A 19596-nucleotide genomic window follows, 5' to 3' on the forward strand; every position below is an offset into this window, starting at 1 on the left:
GATTATTTACGCAAACAGCAATAATTTATGAAGGTGGCAATCTTTTTACCCTCTGGAAATCTGGGGGGTGCCGAACAGGTTTTGCTTCAAATAGCAATCTATTATTCTGTTGAAGGGCACGAAGTAAGTATCATTTCCTTAACGAGCGTTTCAATAGATAAACTAAAAGCTAAGATTGTTCCCTATAAGATTAATTTAATTTACTTTGAGTCCCATCGTGAGTCAGTTGGTGCGCTCAAGTTGCTTTTTTCAACTCTCACTAATTTAGGTCATTATAATTTTGATATGACTTATTCATCTCATGTTCACCTTAATGCATATGTTTCCTTACTAAGAAAATGCAGGTTAATAAGAATTGAGAAACATGTAGTTAGAGAGTCCACATTAATTTTTGACCGGTTTAAGGGGTATAAGCTTAAATTGTTTAGTATAGCTTATGATATTGGATATGGCAATGCAGATCTTGTGATATGCCAAACAGAGATGATGAAAGCGCAGTTAGTAGCGAATAAACCAAAGATTAATTCTCATAAAATCAAGGTTTTAAATAATCCTGTAACCTTACTGAATAAAAACTATTCTTTTTTAAATCCACTTCCAAAGAAACCTTACTTGGTTTCGGCCGGACGACTTATTAGTGAAAAAGGCTTTGATATACTAATAGACGTTTTTCATAGTCTAAATGAAGAATGGCCCAATTTACACCTTGTTATTTTAGGGGAAGGACCAAAACGAACGGAGCTTGAAAATCAAATTTTAAGACTAGGAATAAAAGATAAAGTTCATTTGGCAGGGTGGAAAGAGGATGTGTATAGTTATTTCCGATTCGCGGAAACCTGTGTTGTGTCGTCTAGAATTGAGGGATTTCCAAATGTTTTGCTGCAAATGATGATGGTAAACAATGCGGTAGTATCTACCACGTGCGCTCAGGGAATTAGTGAGATTGAGGGCCTAATCACTTGCAGTGTTGAAGATGCCCATGCCCTAAAAAGTTCTATTGGCAGGTCACTAAAAGATAGAAATATAAATAATAGAAGCATCTTTGATCAATATATTAACAACAATACGATTGGTAATTATGTCAGGCGTATTGAAAACTATGTTAAAAAGAATGAGGTTTAACTATTTAGTTCAGTTTTTGGTTTGCATACAATTGATGTTATCTATACATTGCTCATGTCAATCGTTAGCTTCTTTGGATGTGAAAAAATTTGGTGCTAAAGGTGATGGTAAAACTGACGACTCTTATGCAATAAATAGAGCAATGGAAAGTGCAGTGATGCTAAAAAAACCATTGTTTTTCCCAGATGGCATCTATATGGTTCGATCTTTTAATATCAAAGGAGATCTCATCGGAGTCAAAGGTAAAACAAGAATTAAAAATTTGAGTAATGGGGGAAGCATTTATGACTTTTGCACCATCAGGGATAAAAGAGGAATAAATATTAGAAACATTATTTTTGATGGAAATGTTAATGGAAGCAACGAAAAACCATCCGGTGGTTCGATCCCATTATTTATCTACAACAGCTCGAGTGTAAACATTAGCAATTCAATATTTGTTAACTCACCATCTGCTGGTTTAAGAATTGAGTTATGTAAAGACCTCCAAGTTACAGCGTGCTCGGTTAAAAATATGAACGGGCCCTATGGAGATGGTATTTATATTGAAAGCTCTATAAATATAACAGTTTTTAATGTTCAAGCAAATGACTACACCAGAATTGGATTCGTAGCAGAAAAGAACTCAAGGAAAATTGTATTCAATCAGTGTAGTGCTAGATATGGTCATGATGCCTCAATTATACATGGTGGAACAGAATTTAATGCTGGGTTTTGGGCTGAATTATCGGCCGATGTACACATCAAAAACAGCATTTCACAAGATAATACTCATTACGGCTTCGTTTTGACATCTGGTATCCAGTCGCATCTACTTGATGTAAGCCAGATTGCTAACTTTTCAATCTTTTCTTCTAAAAGTGTTAATAATCCCGTCGGATTTCGAATATCTTCTTCAGGAAATACAGTTAGGATCAAACTCGAAAATTGTGCGGCTGTTAATTCAACACAGGGCTTTACTGCATTTGCACGAGAGAAAAATGATAGTTTTGAATTCATTAATTGTACTGTAGATTTAATTGAAAGCAGTAAAGATGGAGTAAACGATGCTGGATTTATGTGGGAAAGCTCCATTAATACTTCTGGAGACTTCCCTATATTTAGATTTAAAAACTGTGTTACTAATTACAAGGGGAAAATTCCATTTCATAAACTTTATAATAGAAACACCAATAATGCAGATTTGAGTACTTATAGCGGTGGAAATGCTAGGATATTTATTAACAATATGAGTAACAACACGCCAAATAGGCAACCTATCATTAAGGCAATAACAGGTAACCCTAAATTAGAAATAATAAATACTAAACCGGAGTTAAGATATATGGTTAAGGCAAGTAATATCGTAATTAAATAATGGCCAATATTCTATTTTTTTTTTCTAGCACGGTTGTAGGAGGAGCCGAAACCAATATTCTAAAGATTTCTCGTGAGTTGTCTAAAGATGGTTATCGAGTTTGTTGGTGTTACCTTGTTAATGATGGGCCTTTGCTTCAATTAGTGGATTTTGAATTAACCGATCATCTTGAAACAGGGTTGTTTTATCGAAGTCCAAAAGCATTTTACAAAGCATATAAGTCATTCATCAAAAAAAACCAAATAGATGTTGTGCTTAATTTTGGTCTTAGAGCAGAAATTGGTTCGAGGCTTATTTCTAAAAGGTTAGGAGTAAAAAAGATCATTTCAAATATTCGCAGTACAGATGATTGGAGGAAATGGTACCATACAGCTTTGGATAGGATAACCAAATCTTCTGTCGATTTATGGGTTTCTAACAGTATTGCAGGAAAAGAGGTTTTCCAAAAAAGAGAAAGGATTGATGGGGATAAAATTGAGGTGATATATAATTTTTACGAACCACCAAGGAACTTTGAAGCTGATATCGAACAAGTTAAGTCCGATGTTTTGAGAATTGGTGTGCTGGCGAATATCACGAAGGAAAAAGGGTATTTTGATTTGATCGATTTATCAAAAGAGTTAGATAGTTTAGGCATAAAGCATAAGTTTATCTATGCAGGGATGGATAAATTGGACGGAGCTTTACAAATTCAAATAGACAGGAATGGTTTATCGGAAAGATTTGAGTATCTGGGCTATATAGATGATAAAAGGTTTTTTTTCAATAAGATAGATGTTTTTATATTGCCAAGTTATCTTGAAGGTATGCCCACGGTTATTTTGGAAGCAATGGCATTTAGTAAACCGGTAGTTTCTACTAAAGTAGGGGGCATCCCCGAAATAATTGATAATGGCAAAAACGGTTACGTATGTTTACCTGGTGATATCAAATGTTTTGCTAAAGCTATTATGAATATAAATGACGGTAAATCTGAAACTTTTGAACTGGCTGTAGAACATAAGCTAAAAGCGTTCTCGAAGGATATAATTATGATGAAATGGAAAACGGTATTATCTTAAAAAGATTTATATTTTGAAAGTTTTACACGTTGTTAATATTTCCTTTGTAATACCTTATTATTTAGGAGATCAAATAGACTACCTTAGGCGCAAAGGAGTAGATCTATTTATTGCTTGTAGCCCATCAGAACATCTTAACGAATATGCAATAGAAAAGGATTTTGTGCCTATTAGTGTACCTATCCTGCGACAAATTAGCATATTTGAAGATATTAAGGCTATATCATTTTTAACTAAAGTTATAAGAGATGAAAAGATCGATGTAATTATAGGACATACCCCTAAAGGGGCCTTGATTGGTATGTTAGCAGGATATTTAAGTAGAACTCCAAAACGCATCTATTTTCGACATGGTCTCGTTTACGAAACCTCATTGGGAATCAGACGTATGATACTGAAAACAATAGAACGTTTTACAGGCTTTTTATCAACTCGGGTTGTTTGTGTTAGTCCATCTGTGTTGGAGATATCAAAACAGGAGAAGTTGAGTAATCCAAATAAAAACCTAATACTTAACAGAGGAACTTGCAATGGGCTAGATGCAATTGGTACTTTTAATAGAGAACTTGTTGATCAAGAGGTGCTTCAGGGATTGAAGGATAAATATCAATTGAATGAAGCTGATAAGGTAATAGGTTTTGTTGGAAGATTAGTTAATGATAAAGGCATTGTTGAATTAGTCAAAGCATGGCAACATATTAGTAAAAAATACTCAAATGTCAAGCTGCTCTTGGCTGGGCCTTTTGAAGAACGTGATTCTATTGATGACGTAACTAAAAATACAATTGCTGAAGATTCATCGATTATACACACAGGGTTAATAAAAGATGTTGTTAGCTATTACGCATTGATGGATATTTTTATACTACCTTCTCGCAGGGAAGGCTTTCCTACTGTTGTGCTAGAGGCTTCAGCTATGGGGTTACCTGTTATAACAACCCAAGTAACAGGTTGTCGTGATTCTATTCTGCCAGACAAAACAGGGCTTTTTACACACCTTGATCCAAAATCAATTGCTGAGAATATATCCTATTATTTGGATAATCCTCAACAAGCACAAAGACATGGAGAGAATGGAAGAGAATTTGTGATAGAAAATTTTAATCAGTTACTTATTTGGGGTAAAATTGAACAATTAATAAAAAGCTGATAATGAATATCATAATTACAGGGGCAACTGGTTTCGTTGGGAGAAACTTGATCCCTTATCTCGAGGGGGAATTTGGAATCAGTACGGTAGGCCGAGGAGAATACTGTTTTGATATTGCTCATAAATTCGATTGTGTTATTCACCTTGCAGGAAAAGCTCATGATCTTAAAAAAGCGTCAAATCCGGAGGAATATTACGAAGTTAATTATGAGCTAACCAAAAATCTTTATGATGCGTTTTTGAGGTCAGATGCTAAAAAATTTATATTTGTAAGCTCCGTAAAGGCGGCTGCGGATTCAGTAGACGGAATACTGACTGAAGATATGGTTCCAAGTCCTCAAACGGACTATGGTAAATCTAAACTGATGGCGGAGGAATATATCCAGGCACAACCGCTCCCAACAGGTAAGCAGTTTTATATCCTTCGTCCTTGCATGATCCATGGCCCTGGTAATAAGGGGAACTTAAATTTACTTTACCAAATCGTTAAGAAAGGAATTCCTTATCCCCTTGCAAGTTTTGAGAATAAAAGATCATTTTTAAGCGTCGAAAATTTATGTTTTGTTATTCAGAAGCTGATCGAAAAAGATGTAGAATCTGGTATTTATCAGGTGGCAGATGACGAGGCGTTGTCCACAAACGATGTGGTATCCATCTTGGCAGAATCCAATGGACAAAAAGCAAACCTTTGGCATGTTTCAAAACTGATAATAAAGTTTATAGCCAAGATGGGAAATGTGCTGCACCTGCCGCTTAACACAGAGAAACTAAATAAGCTTACCGAAAATTATGTGGTGCGTAATCAAAAACTGAAAGCTGCAATAGGAGAAGATTTACCACTGAAAACACGAGAAGGTTTGGCCTTAACAGCTAAATCTTTCTTAAGCTAATCCAAAATAGAGATTGGGATTTGAATGTATTGCATAGTTATCCTTATCTTCGCAACATTAAAATAAAACCCTATGTCTGTTCTTTACGCATTATTTTTGCTCGTTATTTTGTTTGTGACAGAGTTAGTCTATTTCAAAATTGCCGATCATTATAATATCATCGATCAGCCGAACCATCGGAGCTCTCATTCCACAGTTACCATTCGTGGTGGGGGCATTATTTTTGGCATAGCGGGGTTACTGGCTTTTTTTCTTTTTGGTTTTAATTATCTCTTTTTCAGTATTGGGTTATTCCTGATTGCTTTAATTAGCTTTTTAGATGACATGCACACCCTGAATAACAAAGTGCGCTTGATTGTCCATGGCTTATCGGTAATGCTGCTTTTCACTCAATTGGATGTGATTTATTTTCCCTGGTACTTTACAGCAATTGGTGCTGTTGTGGTAATCGGAACCATTAACGCTTACAACTTTATGGATGGTATTAACGGCATTACGGGAGGATACAGCCTGTTATTGTTGGCTACGCTGTTTTATATCGATCAATGTATTATCGACTTTACTTCCGTTGAGTTATTGCTTACCGTGATAATATCGGTGCTGATTTTCAATTTCTTCAACTTTAGAAAAAAAGCCAAATGCTTTGCCGGTGATGTCGGGAGTGTGAGCATTGCTTTCATCATTGTATTCCTTTTGGGACAGTTGATTTTTAAAACACAGAACCCTATTTACATCCTGTTCTTGTTGATTTATGGTTTAGATACGGTGACTACGATATTCTTCAGGGTGATGCGGAAGGAAAACATTTTTAAAGCGCACCGATCACATTTTTATCAATATTTGGCTAACGAAAAAAAATGGCCTCAATTGGCTGTTGTTGGACTTTATTTGCTCGTACAGCTCATTATTAATTTGTTAATTCTTTTTGTTATTCAGGCCAGTTTGTTATCGGCATTATTATTGTTGATGCTGTGTCTGGTTGTTTTTGTTGCTATACGGTTGAAGGTTGAAGGCAAAGAACACCTGTTTAACTTAAAGTTAAGTGATGGCTGATAGAATAATTTATGGAACAGGAGGGCACGCCAGGGTATTGGCTGCCGGCTTAAATTTAAGCGCTCCACCCATACTGGGTTATTTTGATGACCGCATAACACAGCCTGTGCTGAACGGGCTTCCCATTGTACAATATAGTGCTAAATCTTTTCCTGATGCTGAAGTTTTGATTGGCATCGGTAATAACGAGATCAGAAGGGCCATTGCTGCTCGTGTACAACATCAATTTGGTATTTTTGTTCATCCTAAAGCTGTAGTAGCACCAGATGTAAAGATTGGGCCGGGTACTGTGATTTTAGCCGGGGCAGTTGTGCAAACCGGAGTAGTTTTAGGTGCGCACGTGATTGTAAATGCGAATGTAACCATTGATCATGATGCTGTTCTCGCTGATTTTAGTAGTATTTACCCGAATGCCTATGTTGGCGGAGGAGCAAAGATAGGGTCGGGAGTAACCATTGCAGCTTGTACCGCTGTAGAACGTTTGATTAGCATTCCGGGTATCTTCGAAGAAGACTGGTCTATCTCTGTGGATTTTTCTTCTTCATCATAGAAATGTTACCTATTGCTGATTAAAAAACTTATCTTTAGCAAATTTTACCCTATTGAACCTTGTTTACTCAAATTAATATAGTACCCCGTTGGTTGATATTCGTGCTGGATCTCTGTATTTGTGCGATGTCGCTTATTTTTGCCTACGCGCTGAGACATAATTTGTACCTGGCGGCAGTAGATTTGCCTGAACTGGCCAGAAATCTTTTGATTTTAGGCTTAATTAATGTTGCCGTATTTTTTCAGATTAAAACTTATACCGGAATTATCAGGTATACCAGTGCGCAGGATTCTTTTCGTATCTTATTTTCAGTAATTATCAGCAACGGCACATTCTTTCTTCTGAATATCATTTACATTACCTTTTTTAAAGCAAGTTTAATATCTGTAGCCATTTTAATTACCAATGGTTTAACTAGCTTTTTGCTGCTCATTACCTACCGGATTTTGATTAAATACTTCTTCATGTATGTGAAGAATCTTAATCTGGATATTAAGAAAGTAATTATCTATGGTGCAGGAGAGGCTGGTTTAGCTACAAAACGAACTTTTGATCATGATGGGAGTTTCAATAAAAAAATTGTTGCTTTTATTGATGATGACATCAGAAAAGTAGGTAAAGCGATTGATGGGATCAGGATTTTAGATGCAGGAACATTACCTAACCTGGTTGCAGAGCATGAATTGGATGAAATTATTTTTGCGTCTTATACCATTCCCGATGATCGTAAGGATCAGGTAGTTGACCTTTGTTTAGAGAACGATATTAAAATTTTAAATATTCCACCTCCTGATGTTTGGGAAAACGGAAAACTTCAATCTGCTCAGATCCAGAAATTAAATATCGAAGATTTGCTTAACCGTAAATCTATTCAGATTGATATTGAAGGTATTGGTAATATGTTGCGTAAAAAACGTATCCTGATTACTGGTGCTGCGGGGTCTATTGGTAGTGAGATTGTAAGACAGTTAATGAAATTTGAAGTAGGGCTGATCATTTTATGTGATCAATCGGAAAGTGCCCTGCACGAAATACACCTGGAGCTTCAGGAACACAACAACCAGCAAAACTTTGTAGCCTTTATTGGTGATGTGCGTGATGTGCAACGGATGGAGAAATTGTTTGATACGTATAAACCTCACTACGTTTACCATGCTGCGGCTTATAAGCACGTACCTTTAATGGAGAACAATCCTGCAGAGGCCATAAGAACGAATGTAGGCGGTACCAAATTAATTGCAGATTTATCGGTTAGATTTGGGGTGCAGAAATTTGTAATGATCTCTACCGATAAGGCGGTTAACCCTACCAATGTGATGGGGGCTTCAAAACGCGTAGCTGAGATTTATGTACAATCCTTAAACAGATCTTTAAGTACCGATGGTTTCATCTTCAGCAACGGATTAAGCTATATTAATGAACAGGAAGTAAAACCGATCACAAAATTCATTACCACACGTTTCGGTAACGTTTTAGGATCTAATGGTTCGGTGATCCCTCGCTTCAAACAACAAATTGAAAAAGGTGGTCCGATTACAGTAACCCATCCAGAGATTACCCGCTACTTCATGACCATTCCTGAAGCCTGTAGATTGGTGCTGGAAGCTGGCTGTATGGGTAAAGGAGGAGAGATCTTTGTTTTCGATATGGGCAAATCGGTTAAGATTATCGAGCTGGCTAAGAAAATGATCAGATTGTCGGGCTTGGAGCCCAACATTGATATTAAGATTGAATTTTCAGGTCTGCGCCCGGGTGAAAAGCTTTATGAAGAGCTTTTAAATGATAACGAAAACACCATGCCTACACACCATGAAAAGATCATGATTGGTAAGGTTAGGGAGTACGTGTTTGAAGAAATTGAAAAGAAAATATACAATTTAATAGAATCTGCCAGATCAGGAAGTGATCGCGAGGTAGTTATCCATATGAAAAAACTGGTTCCTGAATTTAAGAGTAAAAACTCCGTTTTTGAGGAATTGGATAAAGTAATAAACGACTAATTTTTAGATGAGAAAATATCTTTTGTTAGCCTTGCTAGCCGGTACTGGCTTTGCGGTAAAGGCTCAGGATCCTACCCCAAACCGGATTATTCCTTACGATTATCAGTTCTATCAGAAATTTAATTCTTCGGTTTATGATCAGAATTCAAAATTTCATTCTTCAATAAAAGGATTTTATTCAGATGACCAGGCTTTAAACAGCCGTTATGATTCGTTGATGAATTATGGTACGGATAGCTTAAACCGCAGAAGCTGGGTTCACCGTAAATTATTTCAGGAGCATTTATTACAGTTTAAAGGAGAGGATTATGATGTGTACGCAGATTTTCTTCCTGATTTTCAGATTGGCCGCGACTTAAGTGGCGACAGAACTACCTGGCTAAATACCCGTGGTTTTCAGGTTGGTGGAAATGTAGGTAAACAATTTTCGTTCTATTTGAATGGTTACGAAAATCAAGGCAGGTTTGCTGATTACGTTAATAATTACATTGTTAAAAATCAGGTTGTTCCTGGACAAGGTTATGGCAAACTGGCAACAAATACGCAGGATTGGTCGTATGTAACCGCTTTGCTCTCTTATACACCTAATAAACATTTAAACTTTGCATTGGGATACGATAAGAACTTTATTGGCGATGGTTATCGTTCGATGTTGCTTTCTGATGTTTCTTCTAATTATTCTTTCTTTAGGGCAAGAGCTACTTTAGGTAGTGTGCAATACCAAACCATATTTGCGTATATGCTGGATCCCGGGGCAGAAAAGTTAGCTACTGATCGCCGGTTAGGTGACAGAGGCAAATGGATGGCGGCACATTATGTAGATTGGAATGCAACCAAAAGATTTTCTGTAGGTTTCTTTCAGGCCGTAACCTGGGCTGATGCTGAAGTAGAGGGTAAACGTGGATTTGATTTTAACTATATTCATCCTTTTATTTTCTTGCGTCCGGTAGAGAATACCAATACTTCTTCTCCGGATAAAATGCGTTTGGGATTCAACCTGAAATATGAAATCTTTAAAAAGAGCAGTCTGTATGGTCAGTTTATGTTTGATGAATTTACCGCGAAAGAGTTCTTTAAAGGAAATGGCTACTGGGCTAACAAATGGGCCATTCAGTTTGGTATCCGTGGTGCAGATTTATTCAAGGTACAAGGTTTAAATTACTTAGCTGAGTTTAATACAGCCCGGCCATACACTTATGCGCACTTTAACAGGTTATCTAATTACTCTAACTATAATCAGCCTTTAGCGCATCCATACGGGGCAAATTTCAGAGAGTTTTTGGGGATATTGAATTATAGCTACAAGAGATTTGATTTTCAGGGGCAAGCCCTTTACTCAAGATATGGTTTGGACCCTGAAGGGATGAACTATGGTGGAGATATTTTTAAGGATTATACGACCAGAGCCGTTGATTATGGAAGCCATGTAGGGCAAGGTATTGCAACTGATTTATATTATGTAAAAGGCCAGGTTGGATATTTGCTAAACCCGAAATACAATTTGCGTATTGAGGTTGCCGGAACCTTAAGGCAGGAGCGCAATGATATTGGTATCAACAAAACCAGTTTATTTACTATAGGCTTAAGAAGTTCGTTTAGAAATATTTATCACGATTTTTAGTAAGCGCTCATTCTTTCGAAGCAAGCTTTTTTTGTCATTCCGACTTCGGAGGAATCTGTTAATGGGGTTTGTTGAGGTAGATCCTTCGCTCGCGCTCTGGATGACAAGTACACTCTGGATGACAGTATGCTTTGGATGATGAGTGTGTTAAATGAAGAATTGAGATAGTCAGTTCATTTGTCATTCCGACTTTGGAGGAATCTGTTAATGGGGTTTGTTGAGGTAGATCCTTTGCATGCGCTCTGGATGACAAGTATGCATTGTGGATGGCAAGTTTTATATCAAGTAGGCATAATTGGATTTTGTCATTCCGACTTTGGAGGAATCTGTTTTTGGGTGTTGTTGAGGTAGATCCTTCGCATGCGCTCTGGATGACAAGTATGCATTGTGGATGGCAAGTTTTATATCAAGTAGGTATAATTGGATTTTGTCATTCCGACTTTGGAGGAATCTGTTTTTGGGTGTTGTTGAGGTAGATCCTTCGCATGCGCTCTGGATGACAAATACACTCTGGATGACAGGTATACTCTGGACGACAAGTACATATGCTTTATAGGAAGGTTTTGTGTGCCGGATGACAGGTGGATCTAAAGTATAATAAAATTCAACTTCGTAAAGTGATACTTTACAAAATCATGTATTTTATCAATTATTTAATAGGTAAAGGTTTAATTCAATCTTTTACCAATTTTATCTTTATTTACGCCTTCATCGAATAAGAATCCGAGGAAGTTAAAAATAAGCTTACTTATTTCAATAGTCTTTTTGAGAGCAGTCATGGGGTGTAGATTTTATTTTCCATAATAATCAAGTTTTTACGGGATGCTTTAGGTAAACAAATGATTAAGAAAAAGGTTTGAATTAATTTTAATTTTTTATTTAAGTGTCTCGTTAGTTTGAGATTTCATAGGTAACCTGCATAAAAAATTGGAGAATAGCGCTTAAAATGATGACAAGTAATCTCATGTTTCTTCAACACAGAAGCAAATATAACAAATCAAACGTTTGACTGAGAACGTTTTGTGTTAATTTAATGTTATGTATCGTGAATTACTCATTATTCGCATAACAGTTTACAGAATTGTACAATTTTAGTATAAAGTAAATAACATCAAGTGCCAAGACTGGAATCAGGAACAAAGAGCAATGCGTAAAGACCGGATACAGATAGGCGTAACATCTCATTACTAAAATTAGCTACTGTAAATAGTATCAGGTATTTAGTACCAAGGCTGGCTAAAGGTGTGCTTTTAGCTTTAGTTCTTTAAGCTTGTTGGAAGAGACACCAGACTAAGGACTGCCGACTCCAGCCCAAATTATCCCGCCAAGCTATCAGTTGTTCTCTTTACTGCAACTTTCTTTACTGCTTCAATGATCGAAGTTTTATCGTAACCACATTCAGCCCAAAGTTCGGGTTGTTCACCGTGTTCTATAAACAGATCTGGAATACCCAAACGGATCACATTTGCAGTGTATTGATTGTCGGCCATGAATTCTAAAACTGCGGCACCCATTCCACCTGGTAAGGATCCGTCTTCTACAGTGATTATGTGCTTATATTTGGAGAATACATCATGAAGCATTTGTTCATCTAACGGTTTTACGAAGCGTAAATCATAATGCGCAGGATAGAAACCTTCTGAATTCAATTCGGCAGTTGCCTCTACTGCAAAGTTACCTACATGGCCAATTGTTAGCAGCGCTACATCTTCACCGTCGCATATTTTACGGCCTTTCCCAATTTCTAAAGCTTTGAAAGGTCTTTTCCAATCGGGCATTACACCGTTACCACGAGGGTAGCGAATGACGAATGGGCCAACATCTTTCTGTTGAGCAGTAAACATCAGGTTACGCAATTCTTCTTCGTTCATTGGAGAAGAAACGATCAGATTTGGAATGCAGCGCATGTAGGCAATATCGTAAGCACCGTGGTGTGTTGCACCATCAGCACCTGCCAATCCGGCCCTGTCTAAACAGAATACTACATTAAGCTTTTGTATGGCCACATCGTGAATTACCTGATCATAAGCCCTTTGCATAAAGCTCGAATAGATATTACAGAAAGGCACCAATCCCTGGGCTGCTAGGCCTGCAGAAAAAGTAACCGCATGTTGTTCTGCAATACCCACATCAAAAGCCCGTTTAGGCATGGCTTTCATCATGATATTTAACGAAGATCCTGAAGGCATGGCAGGGGTGATGCCCACAATCTTCTCATTAGCCTCTGCTAATTCTACCATGGTATGTCCAAAAACGTCCTGGTATTTTGGTGGCTGAGGTTTATCTGAAACGCTTTTTTTGATTTCTCCGGTAATTTTATCAAACAAACCTGGTGCGTGCCACTTGGTCTGATCTTTTTCGGCTAATGCAAAACCTTTACCCTTAACCGTAACACAATGCAATAACTTAGGACCTGGTATATCTTTGAGTTCTTTGATGGTTTGTGCTAAACGTTTAACATCATGGCCATCAACGGGACCGAAATATCTAAAATTTAGAGCCTCAAAAAGGTTACTTTGCTTAAGAAGTGTGCCTTTAATGCTTTTTTCTATTTTCTTGACGTATTTGTGTGCATTAGGGCCTAATTTTGAAAGGCTCACCAATACATTCGAAATATCATCGCGGAAACGATTGTAAGATTTGGAAATTGTAATGCTGGTAAGGTACTCTTTTAAGGCACCTACGTTAGGATCAATAGACATGCAGTTGTCATTAAGGATCACTAACACATTACTGTTTTCAATCCCCGCATGGTTTAAACCTTCGAAAGCCAAACCAGCAGTCATAGCGCCATCACCAATTACGGCTACATGCTGCCTGTCGGTTTCACCTTTGATTTGTGAGGCTACCGCCATACCCAATGCAGCAGAAATAGAGGTAGAAGAATGTCCTACACCGAAAGTATCGTACTCACTTTCAGAGATTTTTGGAAAACCACTAATTCCTTTATAAATACGGTTGGTATGGAATAATTCCCGCCTGCCAGTTAGTATTTTATGGCCATAGGCCTGATGACCTACATCCCATACCAACTTGTCGTACGGCGTATTTAATGCATAATGTAAGGCAACAGTTAGTTCAACCACACCCAGGCTGGCACCGAAATGCCCGCCATTAACACTCACTACATCAATGATATATTGCCTTAATTCCTGGCTTATTTGTTCTAAGTCAGTTTCACTATATTGCTTTAAGTCAGCAGGATAGTTAATTTTAGATAAAAGGGGACCAGCTTTTACTTGCATTCAATTTTGGGTAAAAAACAAGATACAAAGTAAGGGATTTTTGTTTTAAAATAGAAAAGAATAATGCCATAGCCAGACACAAAAGAGCTGATTGTGGTAATGAGACGACAAATAGTTCTTTTGTGTGCTTTTAAGGCATCTTTTGGTAAATTCGAAACATCTTAACAATTTTAAGTATTTTTGCCGTTTAGGATATGCAGGCAGAAAATTTTGAAATCAAGCTCCCGATTTTTGAAGGACCATTTGACCTTTTGCTCTTCTTTATTGAGCGGGATGAGTTGAATATTCAGGATGTAGAAATATCCAAAATCACCAACGACTTTTTAGCTTACATTCATCAATTACTTGCATTAAACGTAGAAGTGGCCAGTGAATTTATTCTGGTAGCCGCAACACTGATGCGGATTAAGTCTAAAATGCTACTCCCCAGAATTGAGCTGGATGAGGCCGGTAATGAGGTTAATCCGGAACAGGATTTAATTGTCCGACTTATTGCCTATAAGCAGTTCAAATCTGCAGCTGAAGAGCTAAGGGTTTTTGAAGAATCGAGAATGCAGCAGGAGCGTAGGGGGAACATCGATCAGGACCTTAACCTGGCTGCTGAATCTTCGAGTCATCAGGATGAGCTTTTATCACTTGATCTTTATAAGCTGTTGATGGTTTACCACCGGACCATGCAGAAATATGATTTGCGAAGTGAAGAGGTAAAACATACGGTAGTTCAATATCCTTACACCATTGAGCAGCAAAAGCATTTTATGGCCAATTTGTTAGATATTAATAAGCAGATCGATTTCGCTTTGGTTTTGAAGAACTCTGAGAACAAAGTGCATTTTGTTTATAATTTCCTGGCTATCTTAGAGATGTTGCAGCAGCAAATTGTACAGATTAAGATTGGTAGTGGTTACAACAATTTTAACGTAAGCGCTGTTTCTTAGTATTTCGAGCATTACCCTGTAATTCAGTGTGTTAGCGAAGAATCCTTTCACAGATTCCTCCAGAGTCGGAATGACAGGGAATCGAGGAAGTGGATAACCGTTACACAGTTAACTACAAACTGTCATCCAGAGCACACTAATTGTCATCCAGAGCGAATGCGAAGGATCTGTATGAAAGAACCCCTAACAGATTCCTCCCAAGTCGGAATGGCAAATAACCGACCATCTCAATTTTCATCTGGGTTTTGGTTAAACAATTTTAGATAAGATGTCCGCTTTTCTTTAATTTATTGATCGATAAAACTGGAAATAGCAGGGAATAAATCCCTGCTAATGTTCCGATAAAGAGAGAGGAAATAGTAATATCGTATTGATATCCTGGAGGCATAAATAAATGTAAACTCAAAACGAAAAGCGATACCGTAAAGAAAGTAAGCAATGCATGCCAGGAGGCCATTCGGAAAATAAAGCGACGTTTAGGAAAGCTTTCATGAAGCTCCAGGTGGAATTGTTTTTTTAGTGCTGCCTCGATGGTTTTTTTTAATATATCGAAAGTGAGGATAAAAGGGAGCAGTAACGACATTGGCAATAGGAAACGTATAAGATTTTCTTTACCATCCAGCAGCTGAACGCTCCCTTGCTGCTTAAAAACAATGTAGGGGATCAACGCATTAAAAATCACATTGGGTGCCAGGTAGATCAAAAGATTTTTGATTAAAAACCTTCGCCACTTTAGCTTCTTCAACTGGTTGTTTTCTACTTCCTCAGGCATGAACAATTTCGTTTAAATGGTTCGTGAGCAAAATCATGGCTTCTGTTTTAATCTGCCAGGCTTCAAACTCGCTTAGAAAAGAGGCATTGGAAAGAAAAGAAAAATCAAGTTGATTGTTAAAACTGCTTACCACTAGTGTATTGGCATTTCGCCAGGGGAATGCTACAGTAGGGCTGTAAATGGTTTCTATTTTAAATTCCCGATAATCTGCAGTGATATCTAAACGGCCCATATTGCTCAAAGTAACATCATGTGTACCTGGTGTAGATTTTAAAAAACCGACCATTTTGTTTACGGAAGAATGGAAATATTCGCTCATGTTTAACAAGTCATATATTTTCATATCAGCAATTTTCTCTTCTAAATCAACCTTAAGCTTTCGGGCTTTAGGCCAGAAATGCTCAAGGCTTTGGTCAATTTTTAGCTCGGCAATCGGAGCAAATGCAAACATGGTATCTGTTTTTATAGCGGGTACAAATCTTCTGATATCAATTGGGGATATCACTTTACCATGAGCTTTTTCTGCCTTTACTGTTTTAAAAGCTTCGATAAAAGCAACACAAATTGCTGCGTGAATGCTTGTTTTTTCAGCTTTGCATTTTCGCAGGAGTGCCAGGGTTTGGGTTTCAGATACTTTCCAGCTCAGTACATAATTATTTTGCTCGATATTTTTGTACCTGGTAGATTTAAACAGAAAGAAAAGCCTGGATATTGCCGAAAACATTTTTCCTTTAAAATGACTGAGACGGCTTTGTGAAAAATCTGCAGGGAGTAAATCGCGTACAGATGAAAATGATTCATAAACATCGAGCTTTTGTTCAGGATCATCAATCAGGCTCATCAGTTCGCGCATGAGATTCAGAATGGTTGTCCCATCGCAAATACAATGAGGTAAAACCAATAAAAAATCTGAAAAAGTATCACCCTTTAACCAAACCAGTCGGGCTAAAGGCAGATTTTCCTGATCAAACAGTTTGTACCATTCTTTTTTAGATTCCTTTTGCCAATCGTAATCCCCGGTGCGGGTAACTACCCTGACAGGGATTTTTGCCATTTGTTCATTCAGCACGAAATAAGGCTCTTTTCCACTGTGATCAATTTTCATCCTTAATAAGGGATGTTTCTGCTGAATTTTAATCAGTGCAGCATTCAGTTTTATATCATCAATATAGCCAGCAATTTTAGCGGTGAAGACGCAATTTAATGGCGTTTTGGCGTCTACATGCATAATCCGCTCTCCTAAAATTAATCTTCTTTTCATGCGTGTTCTAGTGCTGGGGTAGGGATTTTAATTTGTGCCAAAAGTATTTCCATTACTTTTTCTCTAATGGCTTCAGTTTCATGGTGTGGGAGATAACCCTCACTGGCCATAAATGAGAAATCCATTTGATTTCGGTAAGTAGAAACCACCAAAGTAGTGGTATTGCCCAAAGGCCCCATTACGGATGGACTGTAGATGGTTTCTATTTCAAAATTTTGATATTGATGAGGGATGTCCAACCTGCCCAGATTAGAGAACATACAGTCGTTGCTGGATTTTCCGTACTTTAAAAGATTGCTGAAGTTTTTTAAAGCCGGATGGCAGGCTTCCATCATCAACATGAGGCTGTATGGATTAAGTTTGGATAACTTTTGTGTAGCATCTTGTTGAATGGCCTTTACATTACTTAAGAAATCCTTATCTGGATATGCCGATAGGACAATCATCAGCCCGAAGGCAAAAATATGATCGGCTTTAATGGCTTTATTATAATTTCTTACATCAACAGGCAGGGAAATTTTGTTAAATGCTTTTTCCCCTCTAACGGCTTTGAAAGCTGTTAGTAGTGCTGTACTCAATAATGTGTTTACTGTAAAGCCCTGTTTTTTACAGAATTGAACGATTGCGGCAGTGGTTTCTGCATCAAGTTTCCAGCTTAAGAGAAAATCCTCTTTCCTGTTGAACGGTATCTTTTTAATGGGGATTAACCACAATGCCATCGTAGTCACTTTACCAATAAATCCGGATTTGATTTTACTGCGATAACTGGATAGTACCTTGGCAGGAATAATATCATGAAGGCTTTGAATAGGAATTTCTTTGCCGATTTCCGCGTCGGGATTATCCAGTAATAGCACCAGTTCCTTTAAAATACTGATGGCAGAAGTACCATCACAAAGACAATGATGCACCACAAGTAAAATTTCAGACACCACATCAGATTTGAGCCAAACGATCCTTAATAATGGATTACTGCTGGCTTCAAAAGCGGTTGCCCATTCCTTTTTAGATTCTGCCTGCCATTGTTCATCGTTTACACGATCGACAATTCTTACCGGGATGTGAAATTTATCGGTAAGATTCGTAACCATCCAGGGGTATTTTTTTTCATCTAAGCGGATACCTGCTGTTAACCAGGGGTGTTTCTTTTGGATTTTTTTTAAGGCCTGAACCAAAAATATTTCACTAATCTGTCCGCGTATTTTAAAGGGTATAACACAGTTGAAAGGCGTTTTTCCATCGCCATATAACATCCGCTCTCCGAAAAATAACTTTCTTTTCATAATATTTAATTTTGAATGATGGAATGCCCTCGGTCGTACGAAAATTATTCAGTCATTCGCTAATTCTCTCATTCATTAATTCTATCCTTCATTCCTTTAATCATTTACCACTTCCATCGCAAAATCTTCAAGGAGTTGTACGGCTTTATCATTGCCGCCAGCATCAATAAAGGTTTGTTTAATTTTTTCGGCTGCGAGACGATATTGAGGGTTTTCCAGTAGTTCGAATACGGTATTGCGTAAATCGCTGATGCGTAAACGCTTGTACCGTATACTTATCCCGCAACCCGCTTGCGTTATGAGTTTGGCCGTGTGGAAATGGTCATAAGCAATGGGCGTAATTAACATGGGAAGGCCATTGCTGAAGGTGTCGTTTACGGTATTAAATCCTCCATGACAGATTACTGCATCCATGTGGGGCATTAATTCCGATTGCGGTACAAAACCATTCACAATAAAATTATCCGGCCATTGTTCAAAAATATCAGGGTTGGTTGCAGCAATAATGGTTATCGGCTCATGCTCAAATGCGCTAATCAGTTTCTGAAAGAATTCTTTCCTGATATCGACTAGTAATGTACCCAAGGAAACAAAGACTTTTGGCGTTTTCGCTTTTGCAAGTCTTTCCCAGTCAAATGGCGCCAGATTAGGCCTGCCTTTTACCGGGCCAACAAAGTGCATGTGCGGAGGTTTTTCATCAAAACCGGCAAAAGCCTGTGAGGTAAAAACCATGTTCAGCTCCTGAGAATGGATATGAATACCCTCATCATAGATGCCAACTGCTCTTTGAAGTTCTTTAATCAGGTTTTGTTGCCACTCGAATATTTTAGGGGCACTATTGGCGGTATCACCCATTACATCGGGCGGAACAGGGGTGGTGGTTACATTTGGAATACCCTTTAAGGTAGCACATAAGGAACCTGCGAAGGTGATGCAGTCGTTTACAATCACATCGGGTTTCCATTGATCAACAAAATTATGGAGTCCTTTCATCATCATTTTGGCAAAAGGAACATAGGTTTCTTCGAGGGCAAGTTTCATCACTTCGGGGCCAGAGCAAGCCGGTCCATCATCCTGACGTTTCAGAATCCGCTGGATTTCATCCTGATATTCTGCCAAATCGGCCTCTGGATAGACAAACTCTCCTCCTTCAGGAAGGTGAACCTGTGCCAGCGGGGTAATACCCAACCACTTTACTTCATGACCACGGGCAAGCAAGCTGGCACCAATGCTGAGTGTGGGGCTGATGTGGCCGAAAAAAGGAGGAACAACGAATAGGAATTTTGACATAAT

15 protein-coding genes are annotated in these 19596 nt (G+C 37.9%); 10 read left to right on the forward strand and 5 right to left on the reverse strand.

Features of this window, described 5'->3' with window-relative positions; genetic code table 11:
* Positions 1-27 precede the first annotated feature (27 nt).
* The 9 genes from ACQY77_RS13690 to ACQY77_RS13730 all read left to right on the forward strand — a co-directional run bounded on the left by ACQY77_RS13690 (position 28) and on the right by ACQY77_RS13730 (position 10804).
* Positions 28-1122: a glycosyltransferase gene (locus ACQY77_RS13690; RefSeq protein ID WP_421941588.1), complete on the forward strand. Its 1095-nt coding sequence runs from the start codon at positions 28-30 to the stop codon at positions 1120-1122.
* Positions 1123-1201: 79 nt separating this feature from the next.
* Entirely contained in the window at positions 1202-2479 is a 1278-nt protein-coding gene (locus tag ACQY77_RS13695) for a right-handed parallel beta-helix repeat-containing protein (RefSeq protein WP_421941587.1), read from the forward strand.
* Entirely contained in the window at positions 2479-3540 is a 1062-nt protein-coding gene (locus ACQY77_RS13700; protein ID WP_421941586.1) for a glycosyltransferase family 4 protein, read from the forward strand. The genes ACQY77_RS13695 and ACQY77_RS13700 overlap by 1 nt, the downstream gene beginning before the upstream one ends.
* A gap of 13 nt (positions 3541-3553) precedes the next feature.
* Positions 3554-4690 carry a glycosyltransferase family 4 protein gene (locus ACQY77_RS13705; RefSeq protein ID WP_421941585.1) on the forward strand — a complete coding sequence of 379 codons (1137 nt, stop codon included), beginning with the start codon at positions 3554-3556 and terminating at the stop codon, positions 4688-4690.
* 2 nt (positions 4691-4692) lie between these two features.
* Positions 4693-5580, forward strand: a complete 888-nt coding sequence (locus ACQY77_RS13710; protein WP_421941584.1) for an NAD-dependent epimerase/dehydratase family protein — start codon at positions 4693-4695, stop codon at positions 5578-5580.
* A 72-nt stretch (positions 5581-5652) separates the two neighbouring features.
* On the forward strand, positions 5653-6633 hold the full coding sequence (locus ACQY77_RS13715; RefSeq protein ID WP_421941583.1) for a UDP-GlcNAc--UDP-phosphate GlcNAc-1-phosphate transferase: 981 nt from the start codon (positions 5653-5655) through the stop codon (positions 6631-6633).
* Complete coding sequence (locus tag ACQY77_RS13720) at positions 6626-7183, forward strand: transferase (protein ID WP_421941582.1); 558 nt, start codon at positions 6626-6628, stop codon at positions 7181-7183. The genes ACQY77_RS13715 and ACQY77_RS13720 overlap by 8 nt, the downstream gene beginning before the upstream one ends.
* Positions 7184-7308: 125 nt before the next feature.
* Complete coding sequence (locus tag ACQY77_RS13725; RefSeq protein ID WP_421941581.1) at positions 7309-9183, forward strand: polysaccharide biosynthesis protein; 1875 nt, start codon at positions 7309-7311, stop codon at positions 9181-9183.
* Between the two features lie 7 nt (positions 9184-9190).
* The gene (locus tag ACQY77_RS13730) at positions 9191-10804 is read left to right on the forward strand and encodes a gliding motility protein RemB (RefSeq protein WP_421941580.1); all 1614 of its coding nucleotides are present in this window, start codon (positions 9191-9193) and stop codon (positions 10802-10804) included.
* A gap of 1316 nt (positions 10805-12120) precedes the next feature.
* Here the strand turns inward: ACQY77_RS13730 and dxs are convergent.
* Positions 12121-14049 carry a 1-deoxy-D-xylulose-5-phosphate synthase gene (gene dxs, locus ACQY77_RS13735; protein WP_421941579.1) on the reverse strand — a complete coding sequence of 643 codons (1929 nt, stop codon included), beginning with the start codon at positions 14047-14049 and terminating at the stop codon, positions 12121-12123.
* 194 nt (positions 14050-14243) lie between these two features.
* On the opposite strand from dxs, the gene ACQY77_RS13740 reads away from it, so the two are divergent.
* Positions 14244-14987: a segregation and condensation protein A gene (locus tag ACQY77_RS13740; protein ID WP_421941578.1), complete on the forward strand. Its 744-nt coding sequence runs from the start codon at positions 14244-14246 to the stop codon at positions 14985-14987.
* 259 nt (positions 14988-15246) lie between these two features.
* Here the strand turns inward: ACQY77_RS13740 and ACQY77_RS13745 are convergent, their stop codons facing one another.
* The 4 genes from ACQY77_RS13745 to ACQY77_RS13760 form a co-directional block, all read right to left on the reverse strand.
* Positions 15247-15759, reverse strand: coding sequence for a hypothetical protein (locus ACQY77_RS13745; protein WP_421941577.1), 513 nt, complete (start codon positions 15757-15759; stop codon positions 15247-15249).
* Positions 15752-17020: a hypothetical protein gene (locus ACQY77_RS13750; RefSeq protein WP_421941576.1), complete on the reverse strand. Its 1269-nt coding sequence runs from the start codon at positions 17018-17020 to the stop codon at positions 15752-15754. The genes ACQY77_RS13745 and ACQY77_RS13750 overlap by 8 nt, the downstream gene beginning before the upstream one ends.
* Positions 17017-18303 (reverse strand): condensation domain-containing protein, encoded by a 1287-nt coding sequence (locus ACQY77_RS13755; RefSeq protein WP_421941575.1) that lies wholly within the window; start codon positions 18301-18303, stop codon positions 17017-17019. Before ACQY77_RS13755 ends, ACQY77_RS13750 begins: the two co-directional genes overlap by 4 nt.
* A gap of 96 nt (positions 18304-18399) precedes the next feature.
* On the reverse strand, positions 18400-19593 hold the full coding sequence (locus tag ACQY77_RS13760; protein ID WP_421941574.1) for a glycosyltransferase: 1194 nt from the start codon (positions 19591-19593) through the stop codon (positions 18400-18402).
* Positions 19594-19596 lie beyond the last annotated feature (3 nt).

Source organism: Pedobacter sp., assembly GCF_965279535.1.
GTDB lineage: Bacteria > Bacteroidota > Bacteroidia > Sphingobacteriales > Sphingobacteriaceae > Pedobacter.